Source organism: Pseudomonas sp. StFLB209, from assembly GCF_000829415.1.
GTDB lineage: Bacteria > Pseudomonadota > Gammaproteobacteria > Pseudomonadales > Pseudomonadaceae > Aquipseudomonas.
The window spans coordinates 258205-283647 of record NZ_AP014637.1 but is presented as its reverse complement, the minus strand read 5'-3'; the positions used below and the strand labels follow the sequence as shown (position 1 = coordinate 283647).

Here is a 25443-nt window from a genome sequence, read left to right as displayed (position 1 = left end):
GCTCAAGCCGCGTTCGCCTCATGCTGCGCCGCCGCAGCGGATCTGGAGCGCCAGGCCAGAACCAGCACCATCAGCAGCCCCAGCGCGGCCATCACCGCACCGGCCAGGGAAATCGCCGGATAACCCAGCCCGGCATTGATCACTGCACCCCCCAACGCGGCGCCGATGGCATTGCCGAGGTTGAACGCGCCGATGTTTACGGCCGAGGCAAGGTTCGGCGCGTCTTTGGCAGCTTCCATCACGCGCATCTGCAACGGTGGCACCAGCGCAAAGCTGGCGGCGCCCCAGATCAGAATGGCGACCGCCGCCGGCAGCGGCCAGCGCATCAACACGGTGAAGGCCAGCAAGATGGCGATCAGCACACTCAGTGACACGATCAGCGTGCGGTCTACTGAGCGGTCAGCAGCCTTGCCGCCCCAGATATTGCCCAGCGTCAGACCCACCCCGAACAGCACCAGCATGGCCGTGATAAAGGCGGTCGAGGCCTGGGTTTCGCTGTGCAGGATCGGCGCGATGTAGGTGAACACGGTGAACATCGCCCCCGAACCGATGACGGTCAGGGCCAGTGCGGCCAGCACCGGCGCGCGGCCCAGCACGCGGATCTCGGCCAGCACGCCGTCACTTTTGGCCAGCGGCAGATCCGGCAGGGCGAACCACAGCGCCGCCATCGCCAGCACACCGAGGCCGGCAATGCCCCAGAACGCGGTGCGCCAGCCGAGCAATTCACCAAACCAACTGGCCAGCGGCACGCCGCCAATGGTCGCCAGGGTCAGGCCCATGAACATCGCAGCAACCGCCCCGGCACGTTTGTCTGGCGGCACCACACTGGCCGCGACAATCGAGCCAACGCCGAAGAACGCGCCGTGGTTCAGGGAGGTCACCACCCGGGCGATGAGCAGGCTCTGGTAGTCGCTGGCCAGCGCCGACATCAGGTTGCCCAAGGTGAAGATCGCCATCAGGCCGATCAACAGGTAGCGACGCGGGATCCTGCCGGTGGTCAGGGTCATCAGCGGCGCGCCGATCAGCACGCCGAGCGCGTAGGCACTGACCAGCAGGCCGGCGGCCGGAATCGACACACCCAGGTCGGTCGCGATGCCAGGCAACATGCCCATCGGGGCGAACTCGGTGACGCCGATGCCAAAGGCACCCATGGCGAGGGCGATAAGAGGGGGATTGATACGCATGAGAAGGCTCCTGGATCTGTGCGCTAAATGCTACGATCCACCTTTAAAGTGCGCTAGAGCGCTTTGAGTTCAAACACCTTTGCGTGAGGGGCACAAATGGACGTCAATGGCCGGTCCGGTGAAATGCAGGTGTTCGCCACCGTGGCACAAGAAGGCAGCCTGTCGGCAGCCGCACGCACCCTGGGGCTGACGCCCTCAGCGGTGAGCCGCATTATTGCCCGTACCGAGCAGCGCATCGGCACCCGCTTGCTGTTGCGCACCACCCGGGCGATGACCCTGACCTGCGAAGGCGAAGCCTACCTGCGCGGTGCCCGGCGGATTCTGGCCGACATGTCCGAGGTCGAAGAAGCGATCGCCGCCCAGGGCGTACCGAAGGGCCGCTTGCGGGTCAGCGCCGCCCTGGGGCACGGCCGGTTGGCCATCGTGCCGCTGGTGGCAGCGTTCAGTGCGCGCTATCCACAGATCGTCGTCGACCTGACCCTGGGCGATGAAGTGGTCGATATCCTCGCCGGTGAGGCGGATGTGGCGATACGTTTCGGCAACTTGCCCGACAGCCCGCTGACCGCTCGAAGAATTGGCGAAACCGGTCAGGTGGTGGTCGCATCCCCCGATTACCTGCAACGCCACGGCACCCCGACAGCACCGGAAGATTTACTGCAACACAACTGCCTGCGCTTCAACTTTCGCCGGGCCGAACCCGATTGGCCATTTGTGCGTGACGGGCAGCCGTTTGCCCTTAAGATCACCGGCAATATTGAATGCAGCAGTGGTGAGGCGCTGGCGCAACTGGCCAGAGTCGGTGCCGGCATCGCCCGGATCGGCACCTTCAGCGTGGCTGAAGACCTCAAGCGCGGTGAACTGGTGCCATTGCTCGATGCCTACAACCCCGGCGACGTCGAGCCGATTCATGCCGTGTTCGTCGGCGGCCAGGCGATGCCGGCGCGGGTTCGGGTATTTGTCGACTTTTTGCTGGAGCAGCATCAGTTGGATGCTTGATCAGGGCAGGGCCTTCAGTCTGGCGCAGACACCGGCGTCTGAACATCGGCTTGAGCCTCAGCCGCCAGTTTCAAGCGATCAGCCTTGCTGACGTAAGTGCATTTCTTTTTCGGTGCCAGCTTGGCACTGGCCTTTTTGGCATGGGCCTTCAACAGCTGCTTGATCTTTTTCTGGCGATTCATGGTTGCTACTCGGCGTGGGCAGGCCGGCATGATATCAGGTGCGCGGCAGGGCAAAATCCGCAGGTGCAAAACTCTCGCCGGTGTCCATGCGCACATTGCGCAGGCTCGCGGTCTGCGCGTACGCGTCGCGCAGCTGTTCTACCGCATAGCCAATCAACAGCGTCCGCCGCCGGGCACCGTTGTGGTTCAGGCTGCCCGCGTGGACCAGGTCGACATCGAACACCAGCATGTCCCCCGCCGAGCCGCTCAACTGTATGGCGCCTGACTCATCGGTGAAATCGAACGGCGGCGCCTGCGGTATGGGTCGATGGCTGGCAGGCACAATGCGGGTGGCGCCGTTGTCCGGGCCATAGTCATCCAGATAGGCCAGCACGCTCACTGTATCCCCCGGCCGCTGCGCTGAAAGGTCGCGGTGCAAGCGCTGATGACCGCCCCCGGCAACCGGCTCGCGACCCTCGACCTGAGTCAGAAAGAACCGTTCGCCAAGCAACTCGCCCACCACCGCCAGCAACTGTGGCAACCGGCACAGCGCCTGGACTTGCGCATCGTCATCGAGCATCGAATGCCGCCAGTCAGCGCCGCGTGGCACAGGCCACTGGTCTGAAGGGCGCAGACCACTGTCAAAGGTGTGACGCAACTGCGCCAGCCATTGGCCGGGGATGGCCTGGCGCAGCAGGGCGTAGCCGTTGTGGTGAAGCTGGGTGCGGTAGGGCATGGCTTTCCTTATAGCGCTTTTGCGTCCTGCGGACCGGTTGGCTCATGGTAGTGCTCAGGCAGATAAACGGCGACCTCAACGTGCTGGCGGTGCTGCATTACCAACCGTGGCGCGGCAGGGCGCGCAGGCTAGCGCGCGCTGTCGATGATCTGCCCGCCATCGGGCGTCAGGCTGTAGCCGGTGAGGTACTGGGCATCCTTGCTGGCCAGAAACAGCACCACCGGTGCGATGTCGTGTTCCGGTGAACCATAACGGCCCAGTACATTACTGGGTGGTGGTACCACGGCATCGCCCCAGGTTTCAGCCACTGGCAGCACGTTGTTGACGGTAATCGCGTCGGCCCCCCACTCACGCGCCGCCGAGCGGGTCAGGGCGCGCACCGCTTCCTTGGCCATGTTGTACGGCGCATAGCCCGGCAGGCCGACCACCCCGGCCAGTGAGGCAAAGTTGATGACCCGACCTGCGCCACTGGCTTTGAGCCAGGGATAGCAAACCTGCATGGTGCGCAGGTAAGCCACCGGTCCCAGCTCGAAATTGCGTTGCAGTTGCTCCGCTGACAGCTCAAGCACCGAAGCAGAGACCTGCGCCGGGTCGAAAGCGTTGTTGACCAGAATATCAATCTGCCCGTAGACACTGACCACTTGCGCGATCGCTGCAGTGATCTGTTCTGGCTCTGCCAGGTCACACACCACGCCGTGCGCCTTGCCGCCTGCGGCCTGAATCTGCGCGACCACCTGCTGCACATTTTCCGCTGTGCGTGACAGCACCGCGACGCTGGCACCTTCGGCGGCAAACAACAGGGCTGTGGCGCGACCAATGCCGCGACCGGCACCGGTAACAATCGCTACTTTTCCGTCAAGACGTGACATGGCAAGTTCTCCGTTCAGTGTGAAGGCTGGGAATAGGCCGCTGTGGCCGGCAGGTAAGGCGAGGGGATTTCGCGTGCGCTGTTCTGGGTGGTAAAGGAAACCGCCAGCAGTACCAGGCCGATCAACGCCGGCAGCGCACCCCGAGGATTGCGCACGCCGAAGTAAGCCTGCGCCGATAACAGCAGGTGGTAGAGCACCCCGGCATACGCCAGATCACTCAGCGCCACACTGACGCGCGACAGAATCGCAATCACCGCCAGCAACTTCACGGCGGTGAGAACGTTCATCAGATGGTCCGGGTAGCCCAGGTCCACCAGCCCCTGGCGCGCCCAGTCGCGGCGCACGACATACAGAGTGGCCGAAAGCAGATACAGCAGTGCCAGCAACAACGTACTGAGCCAATACAGAGACAGTTCAAACATGGTGTTCCTCGCGGTATTCAACAGAGTCTTTAACCAACAATGTCGGCTAAGATGAATATCCACAAGTAGGATGAAATAGTGATGCCTAGTATGGAAAACCAGACTATTGAAGCCCCGGCCATCAACATGCACGAAGAAATGCGCCGCGCCTTTGCGCTGCTTTCCGGCAAGTGGAAACTGGAAATCATGTGGCTGTTGAACGAGCGCATTTATCGTTTTGGCGAACTGCGCAAGGCCATTGGCGGCATCACCCAGCACATGCTGACTGCGCAACTTCGCGAGCTGGAAAACGACGGATTGATCACCCGCACGGTGTATGCCGAAGTCCCGCCACGGGTGGAGTACGCGATGACCGACAAAGCGCGGGCATTGGGGCCGACCATGGAGGCCTTGACCGTCTGGTGGCAGACCTACGGCAATAGTGTGCCGGCCAAGGCCAGCCCGCGGGGGCGTAAGCCGGGTAGAGCCTAGAAGCGCCGGCCCCGGCGATGGTTTGTCCTCACTTGGCCCTGGCTTGCAGCGCCTTGACCACGGCCTCACCCAGCGCCGTCGCCGAAGCCGGATTCTGGCCGGTAATCAATCGCCCATCGACCACCACCCGGTTTTCAAACAGCGGTGCTTTGCTCACCCGGCAGCCACGGGCTGTTCCTGTACTTCTCGAAAACGGCCAGAAACCAGCCCAAGCTGCGCGCGTTTATCGATCGGTGTAGCCGTAGTTTCAAGGTCTGATTGAAGGGCTGGCGAGCCCTAGCCTTGGACCCAGCGCAGCACACGCCGCCACAGGCTCAGGGGTCTGCGCTCAGGCATCTCCACCAGCACCCCCGTCATGTCCTTCCAGCGCACCCAGCTTTCATTGCGCCAGTGCAGCAACTGCAACGAGTTGCCCAGCCAGTCCAGGCTGTTCACGCTCGGCAACTCGATGAACCGGTCATGACGCCGGTGCAGTTCCGGTAGCACTTCGTGGGTCAGCCAACGGCGCAGGGTGCGGTTTTCCGGCACGTAGTGGTGGACCAGCAGGGCGAAGACGCCGGACTCACTGACCAGCGTGCAGCGCTCATACTCGCCGAAAGTTTCCAGCCAGGCCGTGCGGCGCTGGTCGGGGTCGAGTTTCAGCGTGGAGCGTTCGTCGAGGCGCCGGCCCATCAGGCGGGCAAGATCGCTCAGGCAGAACCACGCCTGACCGTCGCTCAGGGTGGTGCGCAACTGGCGGTGGTGACGGATGAAGGGAATGGCTTCGAAGTGTTCGGTACAGGGATTGTTTGGGTTAATAGCAGTCATAAGCGTTTCCTCGGGGAGTGAAACTGCCACGGACCGTCGCCAAACGATAAGGGTGGCAGTTGTACGCGGGTTGGCGAACCAGGTCACGCCCCAACCCCGGCAGACCCGCAGGTCTCCCACGTACAACAGCCATAACGGACTAACGGGCAGGATGATACCTGCAACGTTATGGGGAAGTCGGTGGGGGTTAGAAATTCAGGTCGCCAAACCCGACTTACTGATTTTGCAGTGAGTGCTGCGCAGATTAACCAGACTGGAAAGAGTGCAGCAGGTGATGGCCACCGACGCTGCCTACGAGTATGTAGCCCGTTTCTCAATCAACGTTCAGCAGTACGCTGGTCAGGATGTCAGTCTTTTTTCTCATGCTTGTACTCGTTCAGCCATTTCAAGGAGAGATACACATGTTCAAGGAGTTTTTCATTCGTCTGGGCGACCAGGAAATGTGCACTGGAATCGTGATTGAGGCTGATGATCAGGTGCATTGGTCTAGTGGCTCTGGACACCTCAGTAGCTGAAATCACTATTCACCATATGCGCGAGAAGCCTCGAGGGTTTAGCCCGAGGTCGAGAGCGCGGACGCCGCAGGCGTCCTAGTGGGGAGTCTGCTGTTCTTCAATGTATTGGCGCAGGATTTCAATCGGCGCACCGCCGCAGCTAGAGGCGAAATAGGATGGTGACCAGAGGACACCTCTTCGCTTGAGCCAGGGGTGGAAATCCCCGAACTGCTTACGCAGCAGTCTGGATGATACCCCCTTGAGTGAAGCCACCAGATTCGACAACGCCACCTTCGGCGGATAGTTGATCAGCAGGTGAACATGATCGTGTTCGCCGTTGAACTCGACCAACTGCGCGTCGAAATCCTTGCAGACGTTGGCAAGAATAATTTGCATGGCATCCAGGTGTTCTTTCTTGAACACGTTGCGTCGATATTTTGTTACAAAGACCAAATGAGCATGCAAGGCAAATACGCAATGCCTTCCATGCCGCAAATCACCATCATTCTTGCGAGGCCTCGCCACGTAGATATCCCTTGCCATGGTTTGAAAGACCAAACCATAATTCATTCGATGACCCACACCAAGACCCTTAAACTCCGAATCAAAGACAAGCACGCGAAAACGCTGCTTGCGATGGCGCGCGAGGTCAATATGGTGTGGAACTACTGCAATGAAACGAGTCATCGCGCCATCCGGGAACGCCACCAGTGGCTCTCCGGTTTTGACCTGCAAAAGCTGACCAATGGATTAAGCAAATGCGACGGCGTGCAGATCGGCTCGCCAACCGTGCAGCAGGTTTGCGAGGACTACGCTAAGGCACGCAAGCAGTTCAAGCGTTCCAGGCTCAATTGGCGGGTGTCCAGCAGGAGCAGCCCCAAATACAGCCTGGGCTGGATTCCATTCAAGGCTCGTGCCTTGCAATACAAGAACGGTCAGATTCAGTTCGCCGGGTTCAGGTTTGGTCTGTGGGACAGCTACGGTTTAAGCCAGTACGCCCTGCGGGCCGGAAGCTTCAGTGAAGATTCCAGGGGGCGCTGGTATCTCAATATCTGCGTGCAGGTTGAGAGCAAGCCGTGTATCGGCACTGCCGCAGTTGGCATCGACCTGGGCCTTAAAGCGGCAGCTACAACGTCTGAGGGCCAGGTGCTGGTCGGGCGCGAATATCGCACCCTGGAGCAGAAGCTGGGCATCGCTCAGCGTGCTGGCAAGAGGGCACGTGTTCGCGCCCTCCATGCCAGGATCAGGAACCGGCGCAAGGATGCGCAACACAAGTTCTCAACCGCTCTGGTTGAGCGCTGCGCCGCCATTTTCGTTGGCGATGTAGCCAGCGCCAAACTCGTAAAGACTCAAATGGCCAAATCCACGCTTGATGCAGGATGGGGCCAACTCAAGACAATGCTGGAGCAGAAATGCCAACGGGCAGGCGTTGTTTTTGAGGTTGTAGCCGAGCGCTATACCACCCAGACCTGCTCGTGCTGTGGAAGCATTTCCACCAGCAGTCCGAAAGGTAGAGCCGGTTTGCGAATAAGAGAATGGACCTGCGTGTGCTGCGGTACAGCCCACGACCGCGATGTAGACGCGGCCCGGAACATTCTCGCGGCGGGGCATCGCCGTCTAGCGGTAGGAATCCCCGCTCTTTAGGGCGGGGAGGATGTCAACGCCCCTTTTAAACCAACAACGCCGCCAACGCCGCGACCAACGCCGGTGGCATTACCAGCACGCCCAGTTTCAGAAACCCCCACGCCCCCACATGCTCGCCCTCGCGGCGAATCGCTGCCAGCCACAACAAGGTCGCCAGTGACCCGGTGATCGACAGGTTCGGCCCCAGGTCGATGCCGATCAACAGCGCCGCAGTGGTACTGCCGGGCAGTTCGGCCATCTGGCCCATGGAGCCTGCGATCAAGCCGGCCGGCAGGTTGTTCATCAGGTTGCCGGCCAGTGCTGCAGCGATGCCGGCAGCCCAGCCGGCCTGGGCTTCGGAGTGTTGCGCCAGTGCCGCGAGGCCGTGGGCCAGACGTTGAGTCAGGCCGGTGTGTGCCACCGCTTCGACCAGCATGAACAGCCCGGCCACCAGCGGCAGCACGCCCCAGGCCACGCCCTTGAGCACCGGCAGCGGGCTGCGCCGCTGACGCAGGTGGATCAGCCCGGCGGTGGCCAGACCCGCGCAAAAGGTCGGCAGGCCCAGTGGCCGGTCCAGCGCCGAGGCACTGAGCAGCACGATGCCGGTCAGGACCAGGCCGAACGCACACAGGCGCGCGCCGCCAGGCAGCGGCTGCAGGTCGATGCAGGTGGCCAGCGGCTGGCGAATCTGTTTGCGTTGGGCCAGGCGCAGCATCAGGTAAGTCAGGCCAATGGCGGCCAGTGACGGCAAGCTGAATTGCCGAAGCCAGTCGAGCAGTGGCGGCATCTGGCTGCCAAACACTACCAGGTTGGCCGGGTTGGAAATCGGCAGTACGAAGCTGGCCGCGTTGGCGATAAACGCGCAAATGAACAGATAAGGCAGCGGCTCGGCCTTGGCGGCGCGGCAGGCGGCGTACACCGCCGGGGTCAGGACCACGGCGGTGGCATCGTTGGACAGAAACACCGTAACCAGCGTGCCAACCAGAAACACCAGGTTGAACAGCCGCTGGCCAGAGCCTTTGGCGTGCTGTACCGCATACATCGCCAGCCAGTCGAACAGCCCCTGCTGGCGGGCCAGTTCCGCCAGGACCATCATGCCGATCAGAAACAGATACACATCGCCGCCTTCGGCCACGGCTTTGAGCGCGGCAGGCAGCGGCAGCCAGCCGAGCAGAATCAACAGCACCGCGCCGCCGAGCGCCCAGACAAATTCCGGCACCCGCCAGGGGCGCAGGATCACTGCGGCGGTTGCGAGGGCGGCAACGGTCCAGATCCCCGTCGTCGGGTCTAATGCAGGCATGGCAGGTACTCAGAGGGTGGCGGCAGGCTGGGCCGCGGCGCTGTTGGAAGTGCGCGTGGAGGTTTCCGGCACGGTCAGCCACAGCAGCACAAAGGCTACCCCGGCAATCGCCGCCAGGGTCAGGAACGCGGCATTGTAGCCTGCCGCCTGGACCACCAGGCCGGCCAGGCCAGGGCTGAGTGCCGCGCCCAGGCCGAATGCCGCTGACAAGGCGCCCAGGCTGACGTTGAAACGCCCGGTGCCTTGGGTCAGGTCTTTGACCACCACCGGAAACAACGCGCCAAACAGCCCGGCACCGATGCCATCGAGCAACTGCACCGCCAGCAGCCAGAATGGTTCATCAGAGACCACGTACAGCGCACCGCGCAGCGGCAGAATCAAAAAACCGGCCATCAGCAGTGGCTTGCGCCCCCACTGGTCGGCACGGGCACCGGCCAGCAGCGCCATGGGCACCATGACCAGTTGTGCGGCGACGATGCACGCTGAGGTCAGTGGGGTGGCCAGTTGCAGATTGACCTGCGCCAGCTTCTGGCTGACCAGTGGCAGCATCGCCGCATTGGCCAGGTGAAACAGTGCGCAACACACCGCGAACCACAGCAGCGGCCGGTTGCTGAGCAAGATCCGCAGCCCGGACGGCTGGCCGTGACTGCCCGCCGACTCCGGGGTGAAGCCCCGCGCGAGATCATGGTCAATGGCCTTGGCCGATACCAGGCTGACCGCGACAATGCTGCCCAGCGTCATCACCGCCATCAGGTAAAACACCGCCACCGGGCCGAACAGCCAGGCAAAGCCGCCGGCCAGCAGCGCGGCACAGGCATTACCGGCATGGTTGAAGGTCTCGTTGCGCCCGGTACGGCGGGTAAAGGCCCGCGGGCCGGTGATGCCCAAGGTGATCGCCGCGATGGCCGGGGCGAACACCGAGCCGGCGATGGCGCTGACAGCCTGGGTCAGCGCCACCAGGCCGAACGATGTCAGCCACGGCAGCAGCAGGCAACTGCCGGTCACCAGCAGCGCGGCAAGCACCACCACGGCACGCTTGGCGGTGGTGCGGTCGATCAACGCGCCCGCCGGTGCCTGGGTCAGCAGCGCTGCCACTGCGGCAACGGTCATCACCAGACCGATACTGGCTGGCTCCCAGTTGTGCACGGCCAGCAGGTAAATCGCCAGATACGGCCCCAATCCGTCGCGCACGTCAGCGAGAAAGAAGTTCAGCCCATCCAGCGACAGCTCATTGCGACGGTTCTTGGTCTGGTCGTTCAAGTGGATAATCTCGGCAGGTCAGCGGAGCAGTGAAACATCTTGATACGCTGACTGTGGCCAATGGCTTTAGTTCGTGAAGCGAGGGCTTCATGCCTTGATCATCGACTCACCTCACGGTTGGCTGATCAGTTCACGCTGATAGATTTGCAGCAACGCTGCATGTCTTTCATGAAGTGCTGCGAACGTGCTGGCCACCGCTGCGATATAAGCCTTTTCGATCTCCTTGTGTACGTCGGCGACAAAGTCTGACAGATCCAGTACATCCATGTAGCGTCGCGGATCAATAGCGTCGTTCAACAGCGCGCTACGCACCTCATACTCATCCAGGTTTCCGTCGGCATCCCGAGCCATGGAAACAGCCCGTTCCGCATAGTCCGGATTTTCCATGACCTGATGAGTTAGCCGATGTTGATGACGATTGACGAACTCACCTCGCTCCGTGGCGTGATGGCGCTCGATAACGGTTTTGAGCATATCGACGAACTCATCCAGCGGTTCGCCTTCGACCACTGGCATTTCCCGAGAGTAGACCGCTCTTAACACATCCAGTAGCGACGCTTTGTCCGGTACGGTGTCCTCGCTGACAGCTTCCAGCAAACTTGATACTTCGAACACATAGTTAGTGAACGCTTCATTCAATGGAAAATCGTCACCGTCGGCGTAGAGGATATCGAATAACTCATTCAGATGAATTTTTGTGACAGCTGCTGCGCCGTAGATCTTTGCTGCTGCCGTTACCAGATAATGGTTTTTTTCAAGCGTCGGTTCGTAATCGATATGAGAGGGGGGTTCGATATCCTGGCCTAGAAGTACACCCAAGTTTCGGGTGAAGTCGATCTTGCGTCGATGACCCTCAAGTGCGAAGCCGGCTATTAAATGGGTCGCGACGGCAGTAGCGTCACTGTTTCTGGAAAGCCTCAGGTGCAGGCTCGGGTCACAGAGTATTTCCTCAAAAAGTGCTTTGGCGCAGGACAAAGACTCATCTTTAAACTGGATCTGTACCTCATGGTGACGGGTGCCAGAGCTTGAGCCGGACTCAAGATAGGGCATCGAGGTGCCTGAGATATTCTGTGAACCCAGTACCGTGTCAGTGTCGTGACTGAGCATCTTCACATGGCAGGCAGCATGAACGTAAAGTTCGACATGAGCGGGCAGAAATTTAATGAGCAACCTGAGTTGTTCTTCAAACGTATCTCGCTGGAGTTTGTGGCCTAGGCCACCAATGCCGATGATGACCTTGGGTCGCCAGGATTTCTTGAAAAAATGCTGATTGAGAAAATAGCCGGTGTTGCGCAACTTTTCATAGTGGGCATAAGTAACGATGTGGGTATTTTCCAGTCGCGCCTGTTGATGCGTCCTGCCAAAGGCGTTGTCAGCGTAGTGCTTATGGTAGATATCGGCATCTACCGAGGCCAGCTTCTTCATGGCTCATCCTTGTTGATCGTCTACAGGGCGGGATACGCGGAGGTTAATTTAAGGTACCACTGTGTGATGACAGGCGGACAGCCGTAGTTTGGCGAACTCATACCAGCATGCAGCGCATGCGACTTTATTGATGAGCATGGACTTCCATGCCATTGCTTGCAGCGGTGTCTCTGTCGGATCTCATTTTATCCACAGGCGAGTCGCGCAATGAATGCCCCACGCCGGTATCGGAACAGGCGGCGTCCGTCAGCGCCGCATAATCGCCTCCGGCAACCCGTACACGTCGGTCCCGGACGTCGCGATGCGCGCTGAATGCAAGTGGCTTTTACGCCCGCAAGGATTTGGCACAAGGCTGCTGAACCCAATAACAAAAAAACCTGCAGCGTCCAGGAACCCACACAGGGGCGTCATCATTTATGGCACAAGAATACAACCCGGATACGCTGGCCCTCGGCGTAACCGATCCCTCGCAAACCGAAGAAGCCTTCCGTGACCGGCATCTGGAAGGCACCATCGACTGGATCGTGTTTGGTGTCACCAGTGTGCTGGCCATCGCGTTCATCGCCTGGGGCTTTATCAACCAGGCGAGTCTGGCGGCCAGTGCCTCCACGGCGCAATCGTGGGTCATCGTGCACTTCGGCTGGTTCTTCGTGCTGACCTCGACGCTGTTCGTGATTTTCGTGTTGTGGCTGGCGGCCAGCCGTTACGGCAAGGTGCCGCTGGGCCGCGATGGTGAAGCGCCGGAGTTTCGCACCGTGTCGTGGGTGGCGATGATGTTCAGCGCCGGCATGGGCATCGGCCTGATGTTCTTCGGGGTTGCCGAGCCGCTGTCGCACTACGTCAACCCGCCGCCGGGTTCGGCGGTGGCGCAGTCCAGCGAGGCGATGCAGGTGGCCATGGCGACCACGCTGTTCCACTGGACCCTGCACCCCTGGGCAATGTACGCGATCATCGGCCTGGTGATTGCCTACGGCACCTTTCGCCGTGGCCGCTCGCAGTTGATTTCCACTGCCTTCCGGCCATTGATCGGTCGCCATGCCAATGGCCCGCTGGGGCGGCTGATCGACATGATGGCGATCTTCGCCACGCTGTTCGGCTCGGCCGCGTCGCTGGGGCTGGGCGCCTTGCAGATCGCCGGTGGCCTTGAGTACAACGGCTGGATCGAGCATCCCGGCAAGCTGTTCTACGTATCAATCATCACCCTGTTGACCATCGCCTTCATCGCCTCGGCGGTGTCCGGTATCGGCAAGGGGATCCAGTGGCTGTCCAACACCAACATGGTGCTGGCGCTGGTCATGGCGCTGTTTGTGTTTATCGTCGGCCCGACCCTGCTGATGCTCAACCTGCTGCCGACCTCGCTGGGCATCTACATCAAGCTGCTGCCAGAAATGATGGCCCGCACCAGTGCCAGCGGCGGTCAGCAGATGGACAGCTGGCTGGCCGGCTGGACCGTGTTCTACTGGGCCTGGTGGATATCCTGGACACCCTTCGTGGGCATGTTCATTGCCCGCATCAGCCGTGGCCGGACCATTCGCCAGTTCGTCAGCGGGGTGTTGCTGGTGCCGAGCCTGGTCAGCCTGGTGTGGTTCACCATCTTCGGCGGTGCCGGTATCGATGCACTGCGCGACGGCTCCTTCACCCTGATTGAGGGCGCGGTCAATAGCAACACCGCGCTGTATCAGTTGCTCGACAGTTATCCGTGGGCCTCGGCCACCTCGGTGCTGGTGATGATTCTGGTGGCGATTTTCTTTGTCTCCGGCGCCGATGCTGCATCGCTGGTGATGGGCACGCTGTCAGAGCACGGCACCACCGAACCGTCGCGCAGAACCGTGATTTTCTGGGGCGCACTGACCGGTACGGTGGCGGCGATCATGCTGGCCATCGGTGACCCGCGTAATCCGGGCGAGGCACTGACCGGGTTGCAGAACCTGACCATCGTGGTGGCCTTGCCGTTCGTGATTGTCATGGTCCTGCTGTGTGTGGCGCTGTACCGCGACTTGCGCAAAGACCCGATGATGCTGCGCCACCTGCGCGGCAACGAGCTGATCGAAAAAGCCGTGCTGTACGGCGCGGTCAAGCACGGCGAAGAGTTCTACATCGTGGTCCAGGAGAAGAAGACCAGCACCCAGACGCAGCCTGAAAACAGTGAGAGCACCAGCGCCTGATCCGGCTTTTTCGCGAGCAAGCTTGCTCCCACAGTATTTCAAGGCAGGATCCGGGTGGGAGCGGCCGTATTTCAGATCAGGGTCGAGGTGGGAACGACCTGGGTCGTGAAGGCTGTTTTCCAAGCGCTACAGGGTGTGTGTCGGGATTGGCCTATTCACGAGCTGGCTCGTTCCCACAGTATTTCAAATCAGCAAGCGTGGGAGCATGCCAAGTCGCTTTAACTCATCGGTACCAGTCAGCTTGTTTTTCAACGGTCTTTGACATCCTCCCCGGCCTGAAGGCCGGAGATTCCTACGGCGCTCAGGCGCAGCATCGAGCCGCCCCTGAGTCGCTTCGGTGGGTTCCTGCTGCTGGCGCCATGACCTCTGCGCTCACTTCACAGGCTAACCGGGCGTGTCCCGCCCTTAGTACATTGATTGCGCCGACCACATCAGCGTTGCCTTCGAAACCACATCCCACACACCTGAACAGCGCTTGCGTCTGGCGGTTGGCCGCCGACACGTGGCCGCAACTCGGGCACGTGCGGCTGGTATTGTGCGGCGGCACGGCAATCAGCCAGCCGCCGCGCCACGCCAGCTTGTAGTCCAGTTGCCGGCGGAGCTCGAACCAGCCCTGATCGAGGATGGCCCTGTTCAGGCCAGATTTGGCCCGAACGTTTCTTCCCGGTGCCTCTGCCGTGCCTGCCGCCGACCTGGACATATTGCGTACCTGCAAGTCCTCGATACACACCATCGCGTGGTTTTGGCTGATCGTGGTCGAGCACTTGTGCAGATAGTCTCAGCGGGCATTGCCGATGCGGGAGTGAATGCGCTGGAAGTCGTTACATGCTGCTCTTGAGCCATGAGCTAGGAAGACGACATTAGGCGCCGACGGCACGGTGTTTTCAAGGTGCATGCCCATGGGGTCTTTGTAACGAAATACCGCCGTAGAAGGGTATCTGTGTCGCCATATTACTTCGCATCATCCTGTGGCGGTGCGTACATCGAACAGCAGCAGGCACCCCACTGCAACCAGGGACGGCTACGCCGTCCGCGCTATCCTTCCCCGCCCTGAACGGCGGGGCTTGTCGAGCGCCGATGGTCAGCGCACCCGCTCACGGCTCTGCACCGTAAGATCCAGAGCCTGCTGCATGTCCAGGCGTGCCGAGCGGCCGACGTCCTGGTTGTCCAGTTGGTAGCTGCGTTCGGACGGCAGGATCGGTGCGGTGAGGTCTTCGGCATCGGTGGGCTCGAAGTCGTAGTTGTCACCGATGGTCATCGAGCTGCGGCGCAGCAGCATGCGCAGTTGCGCCGGTTGCAACTGCGCATTGATCGACAGCATGGTCGCCACAAGGCCGGCGACCATTGGCGTGGCATAGGAGGTGCCGCAATGCACGCTACCGGTCTGCCCGGCGTCGCGGGTCGAGGCATGGGCGCAGGCGGCAGCGGTGATGTCGACGCGCTTATCAATGTTCGATGAACTGCGTTTGACCGCATAGCCAGGGTCTTGCACGGCCAGGCCAGGCTGCTCGCTGCGCTGATGGCCGCCGACCACCAGCAGTTGTTCGGTGACGAACGAGGAGGGCAGGCGGTATTCGTCGGTGCTGGAAAACGACGAGCCGTTACCCGCCGAGTTCACCACCAGCACGTCCGGGTGTTCGCGGCGCAGCCAGAAGAAGAACTCTTCGAGCAGCTCTTCATAACCACTCATGGCCAGCCCCGAGCGCAACAGTGAATCCACCTCGGTGCCGTCCACGGTCTTGGCCCCGACCCGGTGAATGCCCCAGCTCCAGTTGAGCACCCGCACGCCGTCTTCGACCAGGTTCACCGAGGCGGCGATATTGGCGGTGATCCCGGCATCAGAATTACGCTCCACGATCACCTCGAAACCGCCGGAATGCTTGTCCAGGCCGCGCAACAGGCCGGTATTGCCGCCGTTGTCCCAACCGGCAGCGAGAATCCCCGCCACGGTGGTGCCGTGGCTGTCCGGCTTGCTGGCGTCACGGGCATAGACGCAGGTGCGCGGCAGCGCGCAGGCGCCGATATAGTCGCTAAAATCGGCGGTGTCGAAATCCACACTGCGCTCGATCAGGCCGATACGCACCGGTTGCGGCTGGATGGGCGACTGGCGGCCGGGGATGCGCCGCTGGTAGTAATTGACGGCATCGACAAAGCGATTGGCAGCCCACTCGTCCGAGTCCGGCGCGGGTTTACGCGGTTCTTGCCGGCGTACCGGCGGCTGTTCAGCCTCCTCGGCAGCCGACTCTTCAATCACCACCGCATCGACACTGATCTCACTGCCCAGACGCAGCACCAAGGCATCGCGCTGCACCAGATCGGTGGCGGGCAGGCGCAGTTGATACAGGTTGAGCGGCGCAATGCTGCCGACCACCGTAGCGCCATATTTGTCGGCCAACTGCTGCGCGGCCAGGCGGCCATCCTGATTTTCTTCGATCAACACGCTGACCAGATTCACGTAGGTGGTCAGGCCATCCATGTTGTTCGCCACTTCATCCGCTTTGGCCGCCACTACATGACTGTTGCGCAGGGTCAGCCAGGCCGCATTGCTGGCCCGCGTGCCGTCTTCCAGCCACAGCGGGCCGCTCTGCCGGCCATGGCTGTCGAGGGTCAGGCGCAGGTTCTGGCCGTCGCGTTGCACCGCGTTTGCCGGCAGGCTCTGGCCGCCAAGCTTCAAGGTGGGCGTTGCTGGCGACAGACCGCGTACCGTCAGGCACCAGGTCTGGCGCTGGCTGTCGAGCAGATCGCCGCAGCGCGCCAGTTGCTCCAGGCGCAAGGGTTCTTGGGCCACAGCCATACCGGACAGTGCAAGAAAAGTGGTCAGAGCGGCAGGGCGCAAAGGCATGGCGCAGGGTCCTGGATCAGCGGGGTGCTGTTCGGACTGCGGGCATGGCGGGTTTGTTCACTGCCCAGTGGCGCTTCCTTGCGCCGGGCAAGAGGCTCAGAAGCTGTATTTGGCGGTCAGCATCAGGTTACGCGGTGCGCCATAGGTGTCGCCGCCGTAGGTCACTGCGTTGGAAATCGACGCATAGTATTTACGGTCGAAAATGTTGTTGGCGTTCACTTGCAGGTCCAGGTTCTGGTTGACCTTGTAGCCGGCCATCAGGTCGGTCAGCACGTAGCTGCCTTGTTCCAGACGGTAGTTGCCGTTGAGCACGGCGAAGTCGTTGTACATGCGGCTCTGCCAGGACAGGTTGCCGCCCACGCGCAGTTTTTCCAGTTGGCCCTGGAACTGATAACGGGTGGTCAGCTTGAACAGGTGCTCAGGCGTGTCGGTATCAAAGCGCTGGTTCACGTTCTGCGGTGCGGCGTCATCCTTGATGGTGTGCACGCGGGCATAGGTATAGCCGCCGCCGACCTGCCAGTTTTCGGTCAGTGCGCCTTGCAGTTCCAGATCGATACCCTGGCTGCGTACTTCGCCGGAGGCTTCATAGCAGGCCGATTGCGGGCAGTTCGGCACGAACACCTGCACCGCGCGGTTTTGCTGGTCGACACGGAACAGAGCCAGGCTGGCATTCAACGCACCGTCGAAGTACTCGCCCTTGATGCCGATCTCGTAGTTCTTGCCGACGATGGGCCGTACCGGGGTGCCGGAGGTATCCAGCGAGCTTTGCGGGGTGAAGATATCGCTGAAGCTGGCGTATACCGAGTGGTGCGCGTCCAGGTCGTAGATCAGGCCGGCGTAGCGGGTGACGTTGCGGGTCACCTTGTAGTCGCCGGCGCCGCTGCGGTTGTCGTAGTCGTACCAGTCCAGGCGGCTGCCCAGAATCAACTTCAGCGGGTCGGCCAGGTTCAGGCGAGTGGTCAGGTACACGCCATCCTGGGTGGTGATGTTATGGCTGTCGTTGGTGCGCACGAAATCCGGCTTGGCGCCATCGAGCGGCCAGTAGAGGTTGTACGGGCTGTAGTTGTGAGTGGTCCGGTCATAGACACGCTTGCTGGCGCCGACCACCAGCTCATGAGTACGGCCGAAGGCGTCGAACGGGCCGCTGACAAAGCCATCCAGGCCCATTTGATTTTCATCGTATGAAGCCTGGTAAACCGTGCGCTGCAGCTCGCGGTTGGCGGCCCAGCGCGATTGGTAGGAGCCTGAAAACAGCGCGTCCTGCTCGGAGTAGTTGGCGTTGACTTGCAGCTTCCAGTCGTTGGCCAGGCGCTGACGGAACTCGGCGAATAGCGTGTTGATCTGCTGGTCCTTGTCTTCCCAGTCGGTGCCGGGGTTATACGAGCGCGGCAGGTTCAGGTGATGACCGTCCAGGCCAACCATCGACGAGCCCCAGAAGTAGTTGGTCTTGTCCTTCTGGTGCGAGAAACCCAGGGTCAGGGTGCTGTCTTCGCTCAGGTCGGCTTCGGTGACCGCATAGAACAGACCGTGATCTTCTTCGCGGTCATCAATGAAGCTGTTGGCATCCCGGTATGAGGCCACCACCCGGCCACGCAACGTGCCGCTGCTGTTTAGCGGGCTGGAGGCATCGATCTCGCCACGGTAGTCGTCCCAACTGCCGGCCGCGCCGGTCAGGGTGACTTTCTGCTCGGCCAGCGGGCGCTTGCGCACCAGATTGATGGCCGCCGACGGGTTACCGGAACCGGTCACCAGGCCTGTGGCGCCCCGCACCACCTCGACGCGGTCGAACATCGCCAGGTTTGGCTGGGCACCGACCGATACGCCGTTGTAGCCACTGGGGATGCCGTCATACATCAGGTTGTCGATGTCGAACCCACGTGAGGTATAGGCCTGACGGCCCGGGCCGTTGGCGTAGCTGAGAAACAGCCCGGGGGTGGCGTTGACTACATCATTGATGCTGGTCATGCCTTGGTCGTCCATGCGCTGGCGGGTAATCACCGTCACGGCTTGCGGCGTTTCACGCAGGCTCAGCGGCAGCTTGGTGGCCGTCGACATGGAGCCGGTGGTGTACGACTGGCTGCCCTCGGTGGTACTGCCCAGTTGGGTATCACCGATTTTGGTCGCGCCCAGTTCAACCACCGCGGGGGCGGCGGTTTCTTGCTTCTCACCGGTTTCGACCGCCCATGCAGGCGTCATGGAGGCCATGCAAATGGCCATGGTCAGCAAATTACGGGTCGGGCGGAAAAACGCATGTGGGGTAGAGCGCGACATGGGGAGCGTCCTGTAAAAGTGAAAAATCATGTCTATGAGAATGATTAGCATTTATTTTGACAGGATTTTCACAAATGTAAATGTTTGTAAAACGCTGCAGGCAGGGCTGGTAGATGAGAGGCAGGAGCTGCGGGGAATATTGACTGGCAGGGGGGCAGCTATCTTCCGGCGATGGGCATTTTTATCCGTTGCGCGATAACATCCGTACTCAAGGCCAGACTGGCGGACAAGGATCATCATGCGATTTTTAAAACCGTTATCAATGGCCGCGCTGCTGATTATGGTGGTGGGGTGTGGGCAACAACAAAGCGCGCCTTGTCCTGAGGCCGGGCAGGATTTTCTAGAGAAATCGATTCGCGCCTACTTCGACAGATTTCCTCCCAAGGGTGGAGGGGAGGGCGTCAGGATTCTTTCAGATGCCACTTACAACCCGGCCCATCGGCTCTGGTCAGTTTCTGTTGATGTGCCTGACAACAAGTACTATGCGATGGTGAGTTGCAACGGCCATACAGAGCTGTCGTCAAGAGCGCTGTCTGAAACGTCTCGGTAGGATGCCACACAGCATTTAAACAAATCGCAGAGGCATTCCCCGCAATTGATGCCGATTCATGTTGATTTCCAGACAGCAGCGAGTCGGTTCAAGGGCTCAGCAAGCGGGTACCCGTGGCGAGTGATGCGTGCCCGTTCCGCCCGATAAGCTCGGGTCTCTTTTTTAACTGTCGGCACCTGGCCATTTCGTTGCGGTTAAGATGGCGGTCTTTCCCTGTCTGGTTCGATGTCTTGTTGATGACCGCCTTCTACCTAAAATTGCTCATCACTCCCACGCTGATGCTGGTCATCTCTCTGGCGGCCAAACGCTGGGGTACGCATATCGGCGGTTTACTGTCCGGGCTGCCGATTACTTCTGCGCTGGTGATGCTGTTTCTCAGTCTTGAACAAGGCGCCGGGTTTGCCTTGCAGGCGGTGCCGGGGGCGCTGGCCGGGTTGGCGGCAATTCAGGCGACTTACCTGTTTTACTTTCTGGTGACCCGTAAAGTCGGGGCCTTTATCGGCTGCATCACGGCACTGATGGCTTATGCGGCGACCGCCTTGGCAATCAGTGGCGTGGGCGCGCCGCTGGTGTCGATCATCGCCACCTTATTGTTGGTCGCGGCGAACATCGTGTTCACGGGTAAAGAGGCGCAGACCCGCAAGGCCAACTATGTGGCGCTGCCGCGGTGGGTCATTCCGATGCGCATGCTCACCGCAACGCTGTTGTTGCTGGCAATTACTGCCAGCGCCGAGTGGCTGGGTCCTGTGATCAGTGGCTTGCTGGCACCGATCCCGGTGATTGCCTGGCCATTGGCAGTATTTGCCCATGTGCAGGGCGGGCGCTATGAACTGGGCGCCATCGTGCGTGGCAACGCCATCGGCGCGGTGGGCGTGGTGGGCTTTTACCTGGCGCTGCAGCACTCGATTGTGCAATGGGGCGTGGGGGCGTCGCTGAGCGTGGCGGTGGTGTTGGCGGTGCTGGTCACGGTGGGATTGGCCCGGTTGGTGAGGACGCGTTAGCAGGCTGTTGAAAAACTACCTGCTGGCTGGGCGCCTACGGCGCTACGCGCGCCATTGCTACGTTAAAAACAGGCTCAAAATGCTCATTTACAACCGGTAAACTCCGCTTTTTCGCCTGTTTTTGCCTTGCACTGGCTGCCTCGCCTACGTTTTTCAACGGCCTGTTAGCAAGTCGCGCTGTGCAGGGCTTGCAGGTCGTCATCTGCCGCGCTGGCGCTTGACCCGATACATCTCCCCATCGGCATGACTGAGCAGCGCATCGGCGTCGGTGCCATGCTCGGGAAAACGCGCCACGCCAATACTGCACGACGGCATTTGCAGATCACCGAACTCTCGCCCCAGCGGTTGGGCCAAGGCGCTGATGAGCTGCGCGACTTTCGCTTCGATACCCTCCCCGCAATGGACGTTGGTCAGCAGCACGGTGAATTCATCGCCACCCATGCGCGCCACCGTGTCGCTCTTGCGCGCACAGCCTTGCAGGCGCCTGGCAATCTCGCAGAGCACCTGGTCACCGACGGCATGCCCATGCACATCGTTGATGGCCTTGAAGCCGTTGACGTCGAGAAACAGCAAGGCCACGGTATTTTCATTACGCTGTGCTGCGTTCAAGGCTGTCTGCAGCCGGTCGGTGAACAATGCCCGGTTGGTCAGCCCGGTCAACGGATCATGGTGGGCGAGAAAACGCAGCTGTTGCTCGGCCTCGGCCAGTGCGGTGACGTTGCGGGCCACGCCGATGCGCGCATCGAACTCTTCAGACCAGAACGCTGCCCAGAGGATTGACACCACGGCGCCATCCTTGCGGATGTAGCGGTTGCGAAAGTCGACGTGCGGCAGGCCGTTCATGACCCGTTCAATCGAGCCGCGCGTGGCGGGCACGTCGTCAGGGTGCAGGTAGCCGGTGATCAGGGTGCCGATCAACTCGTCGGCCCGGTAGCCCAGCAATGCTTCGCAGGCATCGCTGACGAATACGATCCGGTCGCTGCTGTCGACTACGAAGACCGTATCCAGCATCAGATGGATCAGCCTGGGATAGAGCGTTTGCAAGTCGACGGGCATAGGAGAGGCAAGTCCGGTTCATGGCACTGGTCATCGATCTGACCGGTCGGACAGGCGATGAGCCATCTTGCAGACTTACAGCAGATCTGCGCAAGACGGGTAACAAAAATTAAACGACAACGCCGCGTCAGCCGCGGCGTTGTGCCTGTTGCACCATGCAATTTGCAAGGGATCGGCCACCTTATGGACGCTGTGGACGGTCCTGGGCGCGCAGGTCGAAGACCAGCACTTCTGCATCTACGCCCTGGCTGAGTTGCAGACGCTGTTCGTTGCGCACTTTTACTCCATCACCTTCGCCCAGGGCCTGGCCGTTGAGGACCACGCTGCCACGGGCAACATGCACGTAGGCGTAGCGGTCGGCGTCCAGGCTCAGCTCGGCAGACTCGGCACCGTCGAACAGGCCGGCATACACGTTGGCATCCTGGCGAACCTGCAACGAACCTTCCCGGCCGTCCGGCGAGATGATCAGCTTCAGGCGGCCGCGCTTGTCTTCGGCGCTGAAGTGCTGCTGCTGGTAGTTCGGCGTGGCACCGGCGATGTTGGGCACGATCCAGATTTGCAGAAAGTGCACCCGCTCTTCATGCGAGTGGTTGAACTCACTGTGCGCCACACCGCTGCCGGCGCTCATCAGTTGCACATCGCCTGGGCGGATCACCGAGCCGGTGCCCAGCGTGTCCTTGTGTTCCAGCGCACCTTCGAGCACGTAGGAGAAAATTTCCATGTCGCGGTGTGGGTGCTGACCGAAGCCTTTGCCGGCTTCGACGCGGTCGTCGTTAATCACCAGCAGATCGGAAAAGCCCATTTCGTCCGGGTTGTAGTAGTTGGCGAACGAGAAGGTGTGCTGCGAGTTGAGCCAGCCGTGATTGGCGGCGCCGCGGTCAGAAGCTTTGCGAAGAGTGAGCATGATGGTTCTCCAATCGGTGTCGGCCCTGGTGATTCAGGTGCCGATCTGTTGAGAACAAGATTACTGCGATCAGACTGTCGCAATAAGTGGCTCAATCATGAATGACTGTCGCTTTGCAGTTGACAGTTCTTTCCCCGCGTTGAATTATCTGGTAAAACGCTCGTTAAGAATTGTGTCCGTTTTTGGTCAAGTTGACGCGATCCAGACATTCATTGATGAGCTCCGCTACCGCCATGATCCAGCCCTCATGAAAACCGTGGCCATGCTGCTGTTCCCCGATTTCCTGCTGCTCGATATGTCCGGGCCGCTGGAGGTGTTTTCCATCGCCAACCGTTACCTGGCGCCGGAAAACCATTACCGGATCGTGACCATCGGCTCCGAACCCGGTGCGTTGCGGGCCTCTAACGGGGTCGTGGTGCAGGCTGACCTGGCGATCGAACAGGCCAACGATGCCTGCGATCTGCTGTTGATTCCGGGCGGGCCGGGGGCTTATGACCGGCAGATGCCGCAAGTGCTTGCCTGGCTGCCGGAGGCAGTGCAACGCGCGCAGTGGTTTGGCTCAATCTGCACCGGGGCGTTCATTCTGGGGGATGCCGGGCTGCTCGATGGCTATCGGGTCACCACTCACTGGCACTATACCGAGCGGCTGATCAAGCGGGTGCCCAAGGCGCGGGTGGAAACCGATCAGATCTACATTCAGGACCGCAACCTGCTGACCTCTGGCGGCGTGACGGCAGGCATCGACCTGGCCCTGGCAGTGGTCGCCCGGGATCATGGCAAAAAAGTTGCCCAGGACGTGGCCAAGGTGCTGCTGGTGCTAATGAAGCGCCAAGGCGGCCAGGCGCAGTTCAGCCCGCTGATGACTGCCGTGGCCCCTCAGGAAAGTGTGGTCACCAAGGTGCAGAACCAGGTGCTGGAGCAACTGGGCGAGCCGTTTACCGTCGAGCGCATGGCGGCCCTGGCCAACATGAGCGCCCGGCACTTCTCTCGTTTGTTTGTTCGCGAACTACAGATGACACCCATGGAGTTCCTCCAGAGTGCGCGCATCGATTGCGCCCGCAGCCTGCTGGAAACCACCGACCTGCCGCTCAAGACCATTGCTTATAAAAGCGGCTTTGGCAGCGTGCGGCACATGCGTTCATTGTTCAGCGCCCGGTTGGGGCTGACGCCTAATCAGTATCGCGAGCAGTTCAGCTAGCGGTTGAACACTATCGCCACACAAACTCAATGCGTTCAGCAGCCGTTCAGCCAGCCCGGTGTCCGGATAGCGCACCGGATTGACCGTATCGGGCCCCCCGGCGCGGTTGTCTCACGCGCTGTGGCTGCGAAGATTAACACTGGTTAATTCTTCAAAGTCAGGTGCTGACCGGGCGGTTCCCCCGTGCAGCGCGCGGGAGTGCGCATGAACAGTCTGAACAATACCTCCGGCGACGCGGTGCTGCTGTTCGGTCCCTATGCGTTGCACGTGCGTCAGCGGCAAGTCATGCGCAGTGGTGTGGCGTTGACCCTGGGCGGGCGCGCCCTGGATATTCTTCAGGTGCTGGTCGAGCAGGCCGGTCAAGTGCTCAGCAAACAGCAGATCATCGAACAGGTCTGGCCTGACTCGGTGGTCGAGGAGGTCAACCTGCGGGTGCACATCGCTGCATTGCGCCGCGCCCTGGGCGGCGGGCGCGATGGCCAGCGTTACATCGCAACCGTCGCGCAGCGCGGCTACAGCTTTGTCGCGCAGGTTTCGCAAGGCGAAGATGCCGGCTGGTCGACCGGTGAGGTCGTGGCGCAGCATAACCTGCCGGCCATGCTGACCCCGCTGATCGGCCGCAATGAACAGGTGGCCAGCCTGGCCCGGCAGTTGTCTGCCCGGCGCCTGATAACCCTCACCGGCCCGGCGGGCGTCGGCAAGAGCCGGCTGGCGTGTCGGGTCGCTGAGCTACTGGTCGGGCATTACCGGGATGGGGTGTGGCTGCTCGACTGTTCCAGCGCGGCGCCGGAGCAACTGCTTGAGCAACTGGTGGCCTTGCTGCAACTCGAGGCGGCGGGTCGACCCGCGCTGGATGTGCTGGGCGAAGCCTTGGCCGTGCGCCAATGCCTGTTGATCTTCGACAGCGCCGAATGCCTGCCCCACGTCTGCCGGCAGTGGGGTGAAGGCTTACTGGCGCAGGCACCGCAACTGACGATCCTGGCCACCAGCAGGCAGCCGTTGTATGCGCGTGGCGAATACTGTTTGCCGGTGCCCGCACTGGAGGTGCCGTCACGTGCCGCCATGCACGACCGGCAGCAGGTGCTGGCCTGCTCGGCCGTGCAGTTATGGGTGAGCCGGGTGCAGGCGTGTCAGCCGGATTATCGGCTGCGTGAACAGGATCTGAGCGCAGTGACCGAGATCTGCCGACAGCTCGACGGCCTGCCATTGGCAATCGAACTGCTTGCCTCGCAGCTTGATGTATTCGCGCTGTCGGGCCTGCGTGCGCAAATGAGCAATGGCCAGTGGCTGCTGAGCCTCGGTCGTCGCACCGCCGTAGCCCGCCATCAGTCACTGGGCGCCGCGCTGGACTGGAGTCATGCGCACCTGAGCGAGCAAGAGCAAACCCTGCTGCGCCGCCTGGCGATCTTCGCCCTGGACTTCACCTGGCAAGCAGCAAGCGCAGTGGTATGTTGCGAGGATTTCGGGCCGGATCAATTGCGCAATGTGCTGGTGCTGCTTGAAGCAAAGTCGTTGTTGACGGTGAGGGTCGATCACCAGACCGTGCGTTATCGCTTGCTCAATACCGTACGGGTACATGCCTTGCGTCGCTTGCAGGCCTGTGGCGAATATCCGGCGTTGCAGGTTTGCTACGAGCGTTACATGGGATACCCGCAATACAGCCTGGCGAGCGCGTAGGATCGCCGCCCAGACCCAGGTCGCTCCCACC

23 protein-coding genes and 1 pseudogene are annotated in these 25443 nt (G+C 61.1%); 8 read left to right on the top strand and 16 right to left on the bottom strand.

Annotation, left to right across the window (positions count from 1 at the left end; translation table 11 throughout):
- Positions 1–2: 2 nt before the first annotated feature.
- Positions 3–1184 (bottom strand): MFS transporter, encoded by a 1182-nt coding sequence (locus PSCI_RS01245; RefSeq protein ID WP_045481761.1) that lies wholly within the window; start codon positions 1182–1184, stop codon positions 3–5.
- A 96-nt stretch (positions 1185–1280) separates the two neighbouring features.
- Here PSCI_RS01245 and PSCI_RS01240 point away from each other — a divergent pair, with 96 nt between their 5' ends.
- The gene (locus tag PSCI_RS01240; protein ID WP_045481759.1) at positions 1281–2180 is read left to right on the top strand and encodes a LysR family transcriptional regulator; all 900 of its coding nucleotides are present in this window, start codon (positions 1281–1283) and stop codon (positions 2178–2180) included.
- Between the two features lie 14 nt (positions 2181–2194).
- Here the strand turns inward: PSCI_RS01240 and PSCI_RS28365 are convergent, their stop codons facing one another.
- The 4 genes from PSCI_RS28365 to PSCI_RS01225 all read right to left on the bottom strand — a co-directional run bounded on the left by PSCI_RS28365 (position 2195) and on the right by PSCI_RS01225 (position 4368).
- Positions 2195–2362, bottom strand: a complete 168-nt coding sequence (locus PSCI_RS28365) for a DUF2986 domain-containing protein (protein WP_084709814.1) — start codon at positions 2360–2362, stop codon at positions 2195–2197.
- Between the two features lie 34 nt (positions 2363–2396).
- On the bottom strand, positions 2397–3077 hold the full coding sequence (locus PSCI_RS01235; protein ID WP_045481756.1) for a phytanoyl-CoA dioxygenase family protein: 681 nt from the start codon (positions 3075–3077) through the stop codon (positions 2397–2399).
- A gap of 128 nt (positions 3078–3205) precedes the next feature.
- Positions 3206–3946, bottom strand: a complete 741-nt coding sequence (locus PSCI_RS01230) for an SDR family NAD(P)-dependent oxidoreductase (protein WP_045481752.1) — start codon at positions 3944–3946, stop codon at positions 3206–3208.
- A 14-nt stretch (positions 3947–3960) separates the two neighbouring features.
- A complete protein-coding gene (locus tag PSCI_RS01225) occupies positions 3961–4368 on the bottom strand; it encodes a DoxX family protein (protein ID WP_045481749.1) in 408 nt (135 codons plus the stop codon).
- A gap of 81 nt (positions 4369–4449) precedes the next feature.
- Here PSCI_RS01225 and PSCI_RS01220 point away from each other — a divergent pair, with 81 nt between their 5' ends.
- On the top strand, positions 4450–4839 hold the full coding sequence (locus PSCI_RS01220; protein ID WP_084709812.1) for a winged helix-turn-helix transcriptional regulator: 390 nt from the start codon (positions 4450–4452) through the stop codon (positions 4837–4839).
- Between the two features lie 28 nt (positions 4840–4867).
- Here the strand turns inward: PSCI_RS01220 and PSCI_RS29945 are convergent, their stop codons facing one another.
- The 3 genes from PSCI_RS29945 to tnpA all read right to left on the bottom strand — a co-directional run bounded on the left by PSCI_RS29945 (position 4868) and on the right by tnpA (position 6683).
- On the bottom strand, positions 4868–4996 hold the full coding sequence (locus PSCI_RS29945) for a hypothetical protein (protein ID WP_257106168.1): 129 nt from the start codon (positions 4994–4996) through the stop codon (positions 4868–4870).
- 119 nt (positions 4997–5115) lie between these two features.
- A complete protein-coding gene (locus tag PSCI_RS01215) occupies positions 5116–5646 on the bottom strand; it encodes a BRO-N domain-containing protein (protein ID WP_045481743.1) in 531 nt (176 codons plus the stop codon).
- Positions 5647–6236: 590 nt separating this feature from the next.
- Entirely contained in the window at positions 6237–6683 is a 447-nt protein-coding gene (tnpA, locus tag PSCI_RS01210; protein ID WP_084710187.1) for an IS200/IS605 family transposase, read from the bottom strand.
- A 30-nt stretch (positions 6684–6713) separates the two neighbouring features.
- Between tnpA and PSCI_RS01205 the strand changes: the two genes are divergently transcribed.
- Positions 6714–7784 (top strand): RNA-guided endonuclease InsQ/TnpB family protein, encoded by a 1071-nt coding sequence (locus PSCI_RS01205; RefSeq protein WP_084709810.1) that lies wholly within the window; start codon positions 6714–6716, stop codon positions 7782–7784.
- A gap of 25 nt (positions 7785–7809) precedes the next feature.
- Here PSCI_RS01205 and PSCI_RS01200 read toward each other — a convergent pair whose 3' ends face one another.
- From PSCI_RS01200 to PSCI_RS01190, 3 genes are all read right to left on the bottom strand, one after another.
- On the bottom strand, positions 7810–9063 hold the full coding sequence (locus PSCI_RS01200) for an arsenic transporter (protein WP_045481738.1): 1254 nt from the start codon (positions 9061–9063) through the stop codon (positions 7810–7812).
- A gap of 9 nt (positions 9064–9072) precedes the next feature.
- Positions 9073–10323, bottom strand: coding sequence for an MFS transporter (locus tag PSCI_RS01195; protein ID WP_045481736.1), 1251 nt, complete (start codon positions 10321–10323; stop codon positions 9073–9075).
- Positions 10324–10434: 111 nt separating this feature from the next.
- Entirely contained in the window at positions 10435–11748 is a 1314-nt protein-coding gene (locus PSCI_RS01190; protein ID WP_045481734.1) for a hypothetical protein, read from the bottom strand.
- 416 nt (positions 11749–12164) lie between these two features.
- Here PSCI_RS01190 and PSCI_RS01185 point away from each other — a divergent pair, with 416 nt between their 5' ends.
- Positions 12165–13913 carry a BCCT family transporter gene (locus PSCI_RS01185; protein ID WP_045481731.1) on the top strand — a complete coding sequence of 583 codons (1749 nt, stop codon included), beginning with the start codon at positions 12165–12167 and terminating at the stop codon, positions 13911–13913.
- A 301-nt stretch (positions 13914–14214) separates the two neighbouring features.
- Here PSCI_RS01185 and PSCI_RS28360 read toward each other — a convergent pair.
- From PSCI_RS28360 to PSCI_RS01170, 3 genes and pseudogenes are all read right to left on the bottom strand, one after another.
- Positions 14215–14727, bottom strand: a pseudogene (locus PSCI_RS28360) (RNA-guided endonuclease InsQ/TnpB family protein); the annotation flags it as partial.
- Positions 14728–14994: 267 nt separating this feature from the next.
- On the bottom strand, positions 14995–16755 hold the full coding sequence (locus PSCI_RS01175) for a S8/S53 family peptidase (RefSeq protein WP_045481728.1): 1761 nt from the start codon (positions 16753–16755) through the stop codon (positions 14995–14997).
- 96 nt (positions 16756–16851) lie between these two features.
- Positions 16852–18960: a TonB-dependent siderophore receptor gene (locus PSCI_RS01170; RefSeq protein ID WP_442965464.1), complete on the bottom strand. Its 2109-nt coding sequence runs from the start codon at positions 18958–18960 to the stop codon at positions 16852–16854.
- 304 nt (positions 18961–19264) lie between these two features.
- On the opposite strand from PSCI_RS01170, the gene PSCI_RS28895 reads away from it, so the two are divergent.
- Both PSCI_RS28895 and PSCI_RS01165 read left to right on the top strand, forming a co-directional pair.
- A complete protein-coding gene (locus PSCI_RS28895) occupies positions 19265–19576 on the top strand; it encodes a hypothetical protein (protein ID WP_144403175.1) in 312 nt (103 codons plus the stop codon).
- 236 nt (positions 19577–19812) lie between these two features.
- A complete protein-coding gene (locus PSCI_RS01165) occupies positions 19813–20577 on the top strand; it encodes a hypothetical protein (protein ID WP_045481722.1) in 765 nt (254 codons plus the stop codon).
- Positions 20578–20775: 198 nt separating this feature from the next.
- Here the strand turns inward: PSCI_RS01165 and PSCI_RS01160 are convergent, their stop codons facing one another.
- Together PSCI_RS01160 and PSCI_RS01155 are read right to left on the bottom strand one after the other, a co-directional pair.
- Positions 20776–21633 carry a sensor domain-containing diguanylate cyclase gene (locus PSCI_RS01160; RefSeq protein WP_045481719.1) on the bottom strand — a complete coding sequence of 286 codons (858 nt, stop codon included), beginning with the start codon at positions 21631–21633 and terminating at the stop codon, positions 20776–20778.
- A gap of 181 nt (positions 21634–21814) precedes the next feature.
- On the bottom strand, positions 21815–22537 hold the full coding sequence (locus PSCI_RS01155) for a pirin family protein (RefSeq protein ID WP_045481716.1): 723 nt from the start codon (positions 22535–22537) through the stop codon (positions 21815–21817).
- A 247-nt stretch (positions 22538–22784) separates the two neighbouring features.
- Between PSCI_RS01155 and PSCI_RS01150 the strand changes: the two genes are divergently transcribed.
- Both PSCI_RS01150 and PSCI_RS01145 read left to right on the top strand, forming a co-directional pair.
- Entirely contained in the window at positions 22785–23735 is a 951-nt protein-coding gene (locus tag PSCI_RS01150) for a GlxA family transcriptional regulator (RefSeq protein ID WP_045481713.1), read from the top strand.
- Between the two features lie 204 nt (positions 23736–23939).
- Positions 23940–25412, top strand: coding sequence for an ATP-binding protein (locus tag PSCI_RS01145; RefSeq protein WP_045481710.1), 1473 nt, complete (start codon positions 23940–23942; stop codon positions 25410–25412).
- Positions 25413–25443: the final 31 nt, after the last annotated feature.

Bases quoted from the DNA above. Each gene is read 5' to 3' on its own strand.
- PSCI_RS01245 (WP_045481761.1), bottom strand. From the start codon at position 1,184: ATGCGTATCAATCCCCCTCTTATCGCCCTCGCCATGGGTGCCTTTGGC.
- PSCI_RS01240 (WP_045481759.1), top strand. From the start codon at position 1,281: ATGGACGTCAATGGCCGGTCCGGTGAAATGCAGGTGTTCGCCACCGTG.
- PSCI_RS28365 (WP_084709814.1), bottom strand. From the start codon at position 2,362: ATGAATCGCCAGAAAAAGATCAAGCAGCTGTTGAAGGCCCATGCCAAA.
- PSCI_RS01235 (WP_045481756.1), bottom strand. From the start codon at position 3,077: ATGCCCTACCGCACCCAGCTTCACCACAACGGCTACGCCCTGCTGCGC.
- PSCI_RS01230 (WP_045481752.1), bottom strand. From the start codon at position 3,946: ATGTCACGTCTTGACGGAAAAGTAGCGATTGTTACCGGTGCCGGTCGC.
- PSCI_RS01225 (WP_045481749.1), bottom strand. From the start codon at position 4,368: ATGTTTGAACTGTCTCTGTATTGGCTCAGTACGTTGTTGCTGGCACTG.
- PSCI_RS01220 (WP_084709812.1), top strand. From the start codon at position 4,450: ATGCCTAGTATGGAAAACCAGACTATTGAAGCCCCGGCCATCAACATG.
- PSCI_RS01215 (WP_045481743.1), bottom strand. From the start codon at position 5,646: ATGACTGCTATTAACCCAAACAATCCCTGTACCGAACACTTCGAAGCC.
- tnpA (WP_084710187.1), bottom strand. From the start codon at position 6,683: ATGGCAAGGGATATCTACGTGGCGAGGCCTCGCAAGAATGATGGTGAT.
- PSCI_RS01205 (WP_084709810.1), top strand. From the start codon at position 6,714: ATGACCCACACCAAGACCCTTAAACTCCGAATCAAAGACAAGCACGCG.
- PSCI_RS01200 (WP_045481738.1), bottom strand. From the start codon at position 9,063: ATGCCTGCATTAGACCCGACGACGGGGATCTGGACCGTTGCCGCCCTC.
- PSCI_RS01190 (WP_045481734.1), bottom strand. From the start codon at position 11,748: ATGAAGAAGCTGGCCTCGGTAGATGCCGATATCTACCATAAGCACTAC.
- PSCI_RS01185 (WP_045481731.1), top strand. From the start codon at position 12,165: ATGGCACAAGAATACAACCCGGATACGCTGGCCCTCGGCGTAACCGAT.
- PSCI_RS01175 (WP_045481728.1), bottom strand. From the start codon at position 16,755: ATGCCTTTGCGCCCTGCCGCTCTGACCACTTTTCTTGCACTGTCCGGT.
- PSCI_RS01170 (WP_442965464.1), bottom strand. From the start codon at position 18,960: ATGGCCTCCATGACGCCTGCATGGGCGGTCGAAACCGGTGAGAAGCAA.
- PSCI_RS28895 (WP_144403175.1), top strand. From the start codon at position 19,265: ATGCGATTTTTAAAACCGTTATCAATGGCCGCGCTGCTGATTATGGTG.
- PSCI_RS01165 (WP_045481722.1), top strand. From the start codon at position 19,813: ATGACCGCCTTCTACCTAAAATTGCTCATCACTCCCACGCTGATGCTG.
- PSCI_RS01160 (WP_045481719.1), bottom strand. From the start codon at position 21,633: ATGCCCGTCGACTTGCAAACGCTCTATCCCAGGCTGATCCATCTGATG.
- PSCI_RS01155 (WP_045481716.1), bottom strand. From the start codon at position 22,537: ATGCTCACTCTTCGCAAAGCTTCTGACCGCGGCGCCGCCAATCACGGC.
- PSCI_RS01150 (WP_045481713.1), top strand. From the start codon at position 22,785: ATGAAAACCGTGGCCATGCTGCTGTTCCCCGATTTCCTGCTGCTCGAT.
- PSCI_RS01145 (WP_045481710.1), top strand. From the start codon at position 23,940: ATGAACAGTCTGAACAATACCTCCGGCGACGCGGTGCTGCTGTTCGGT.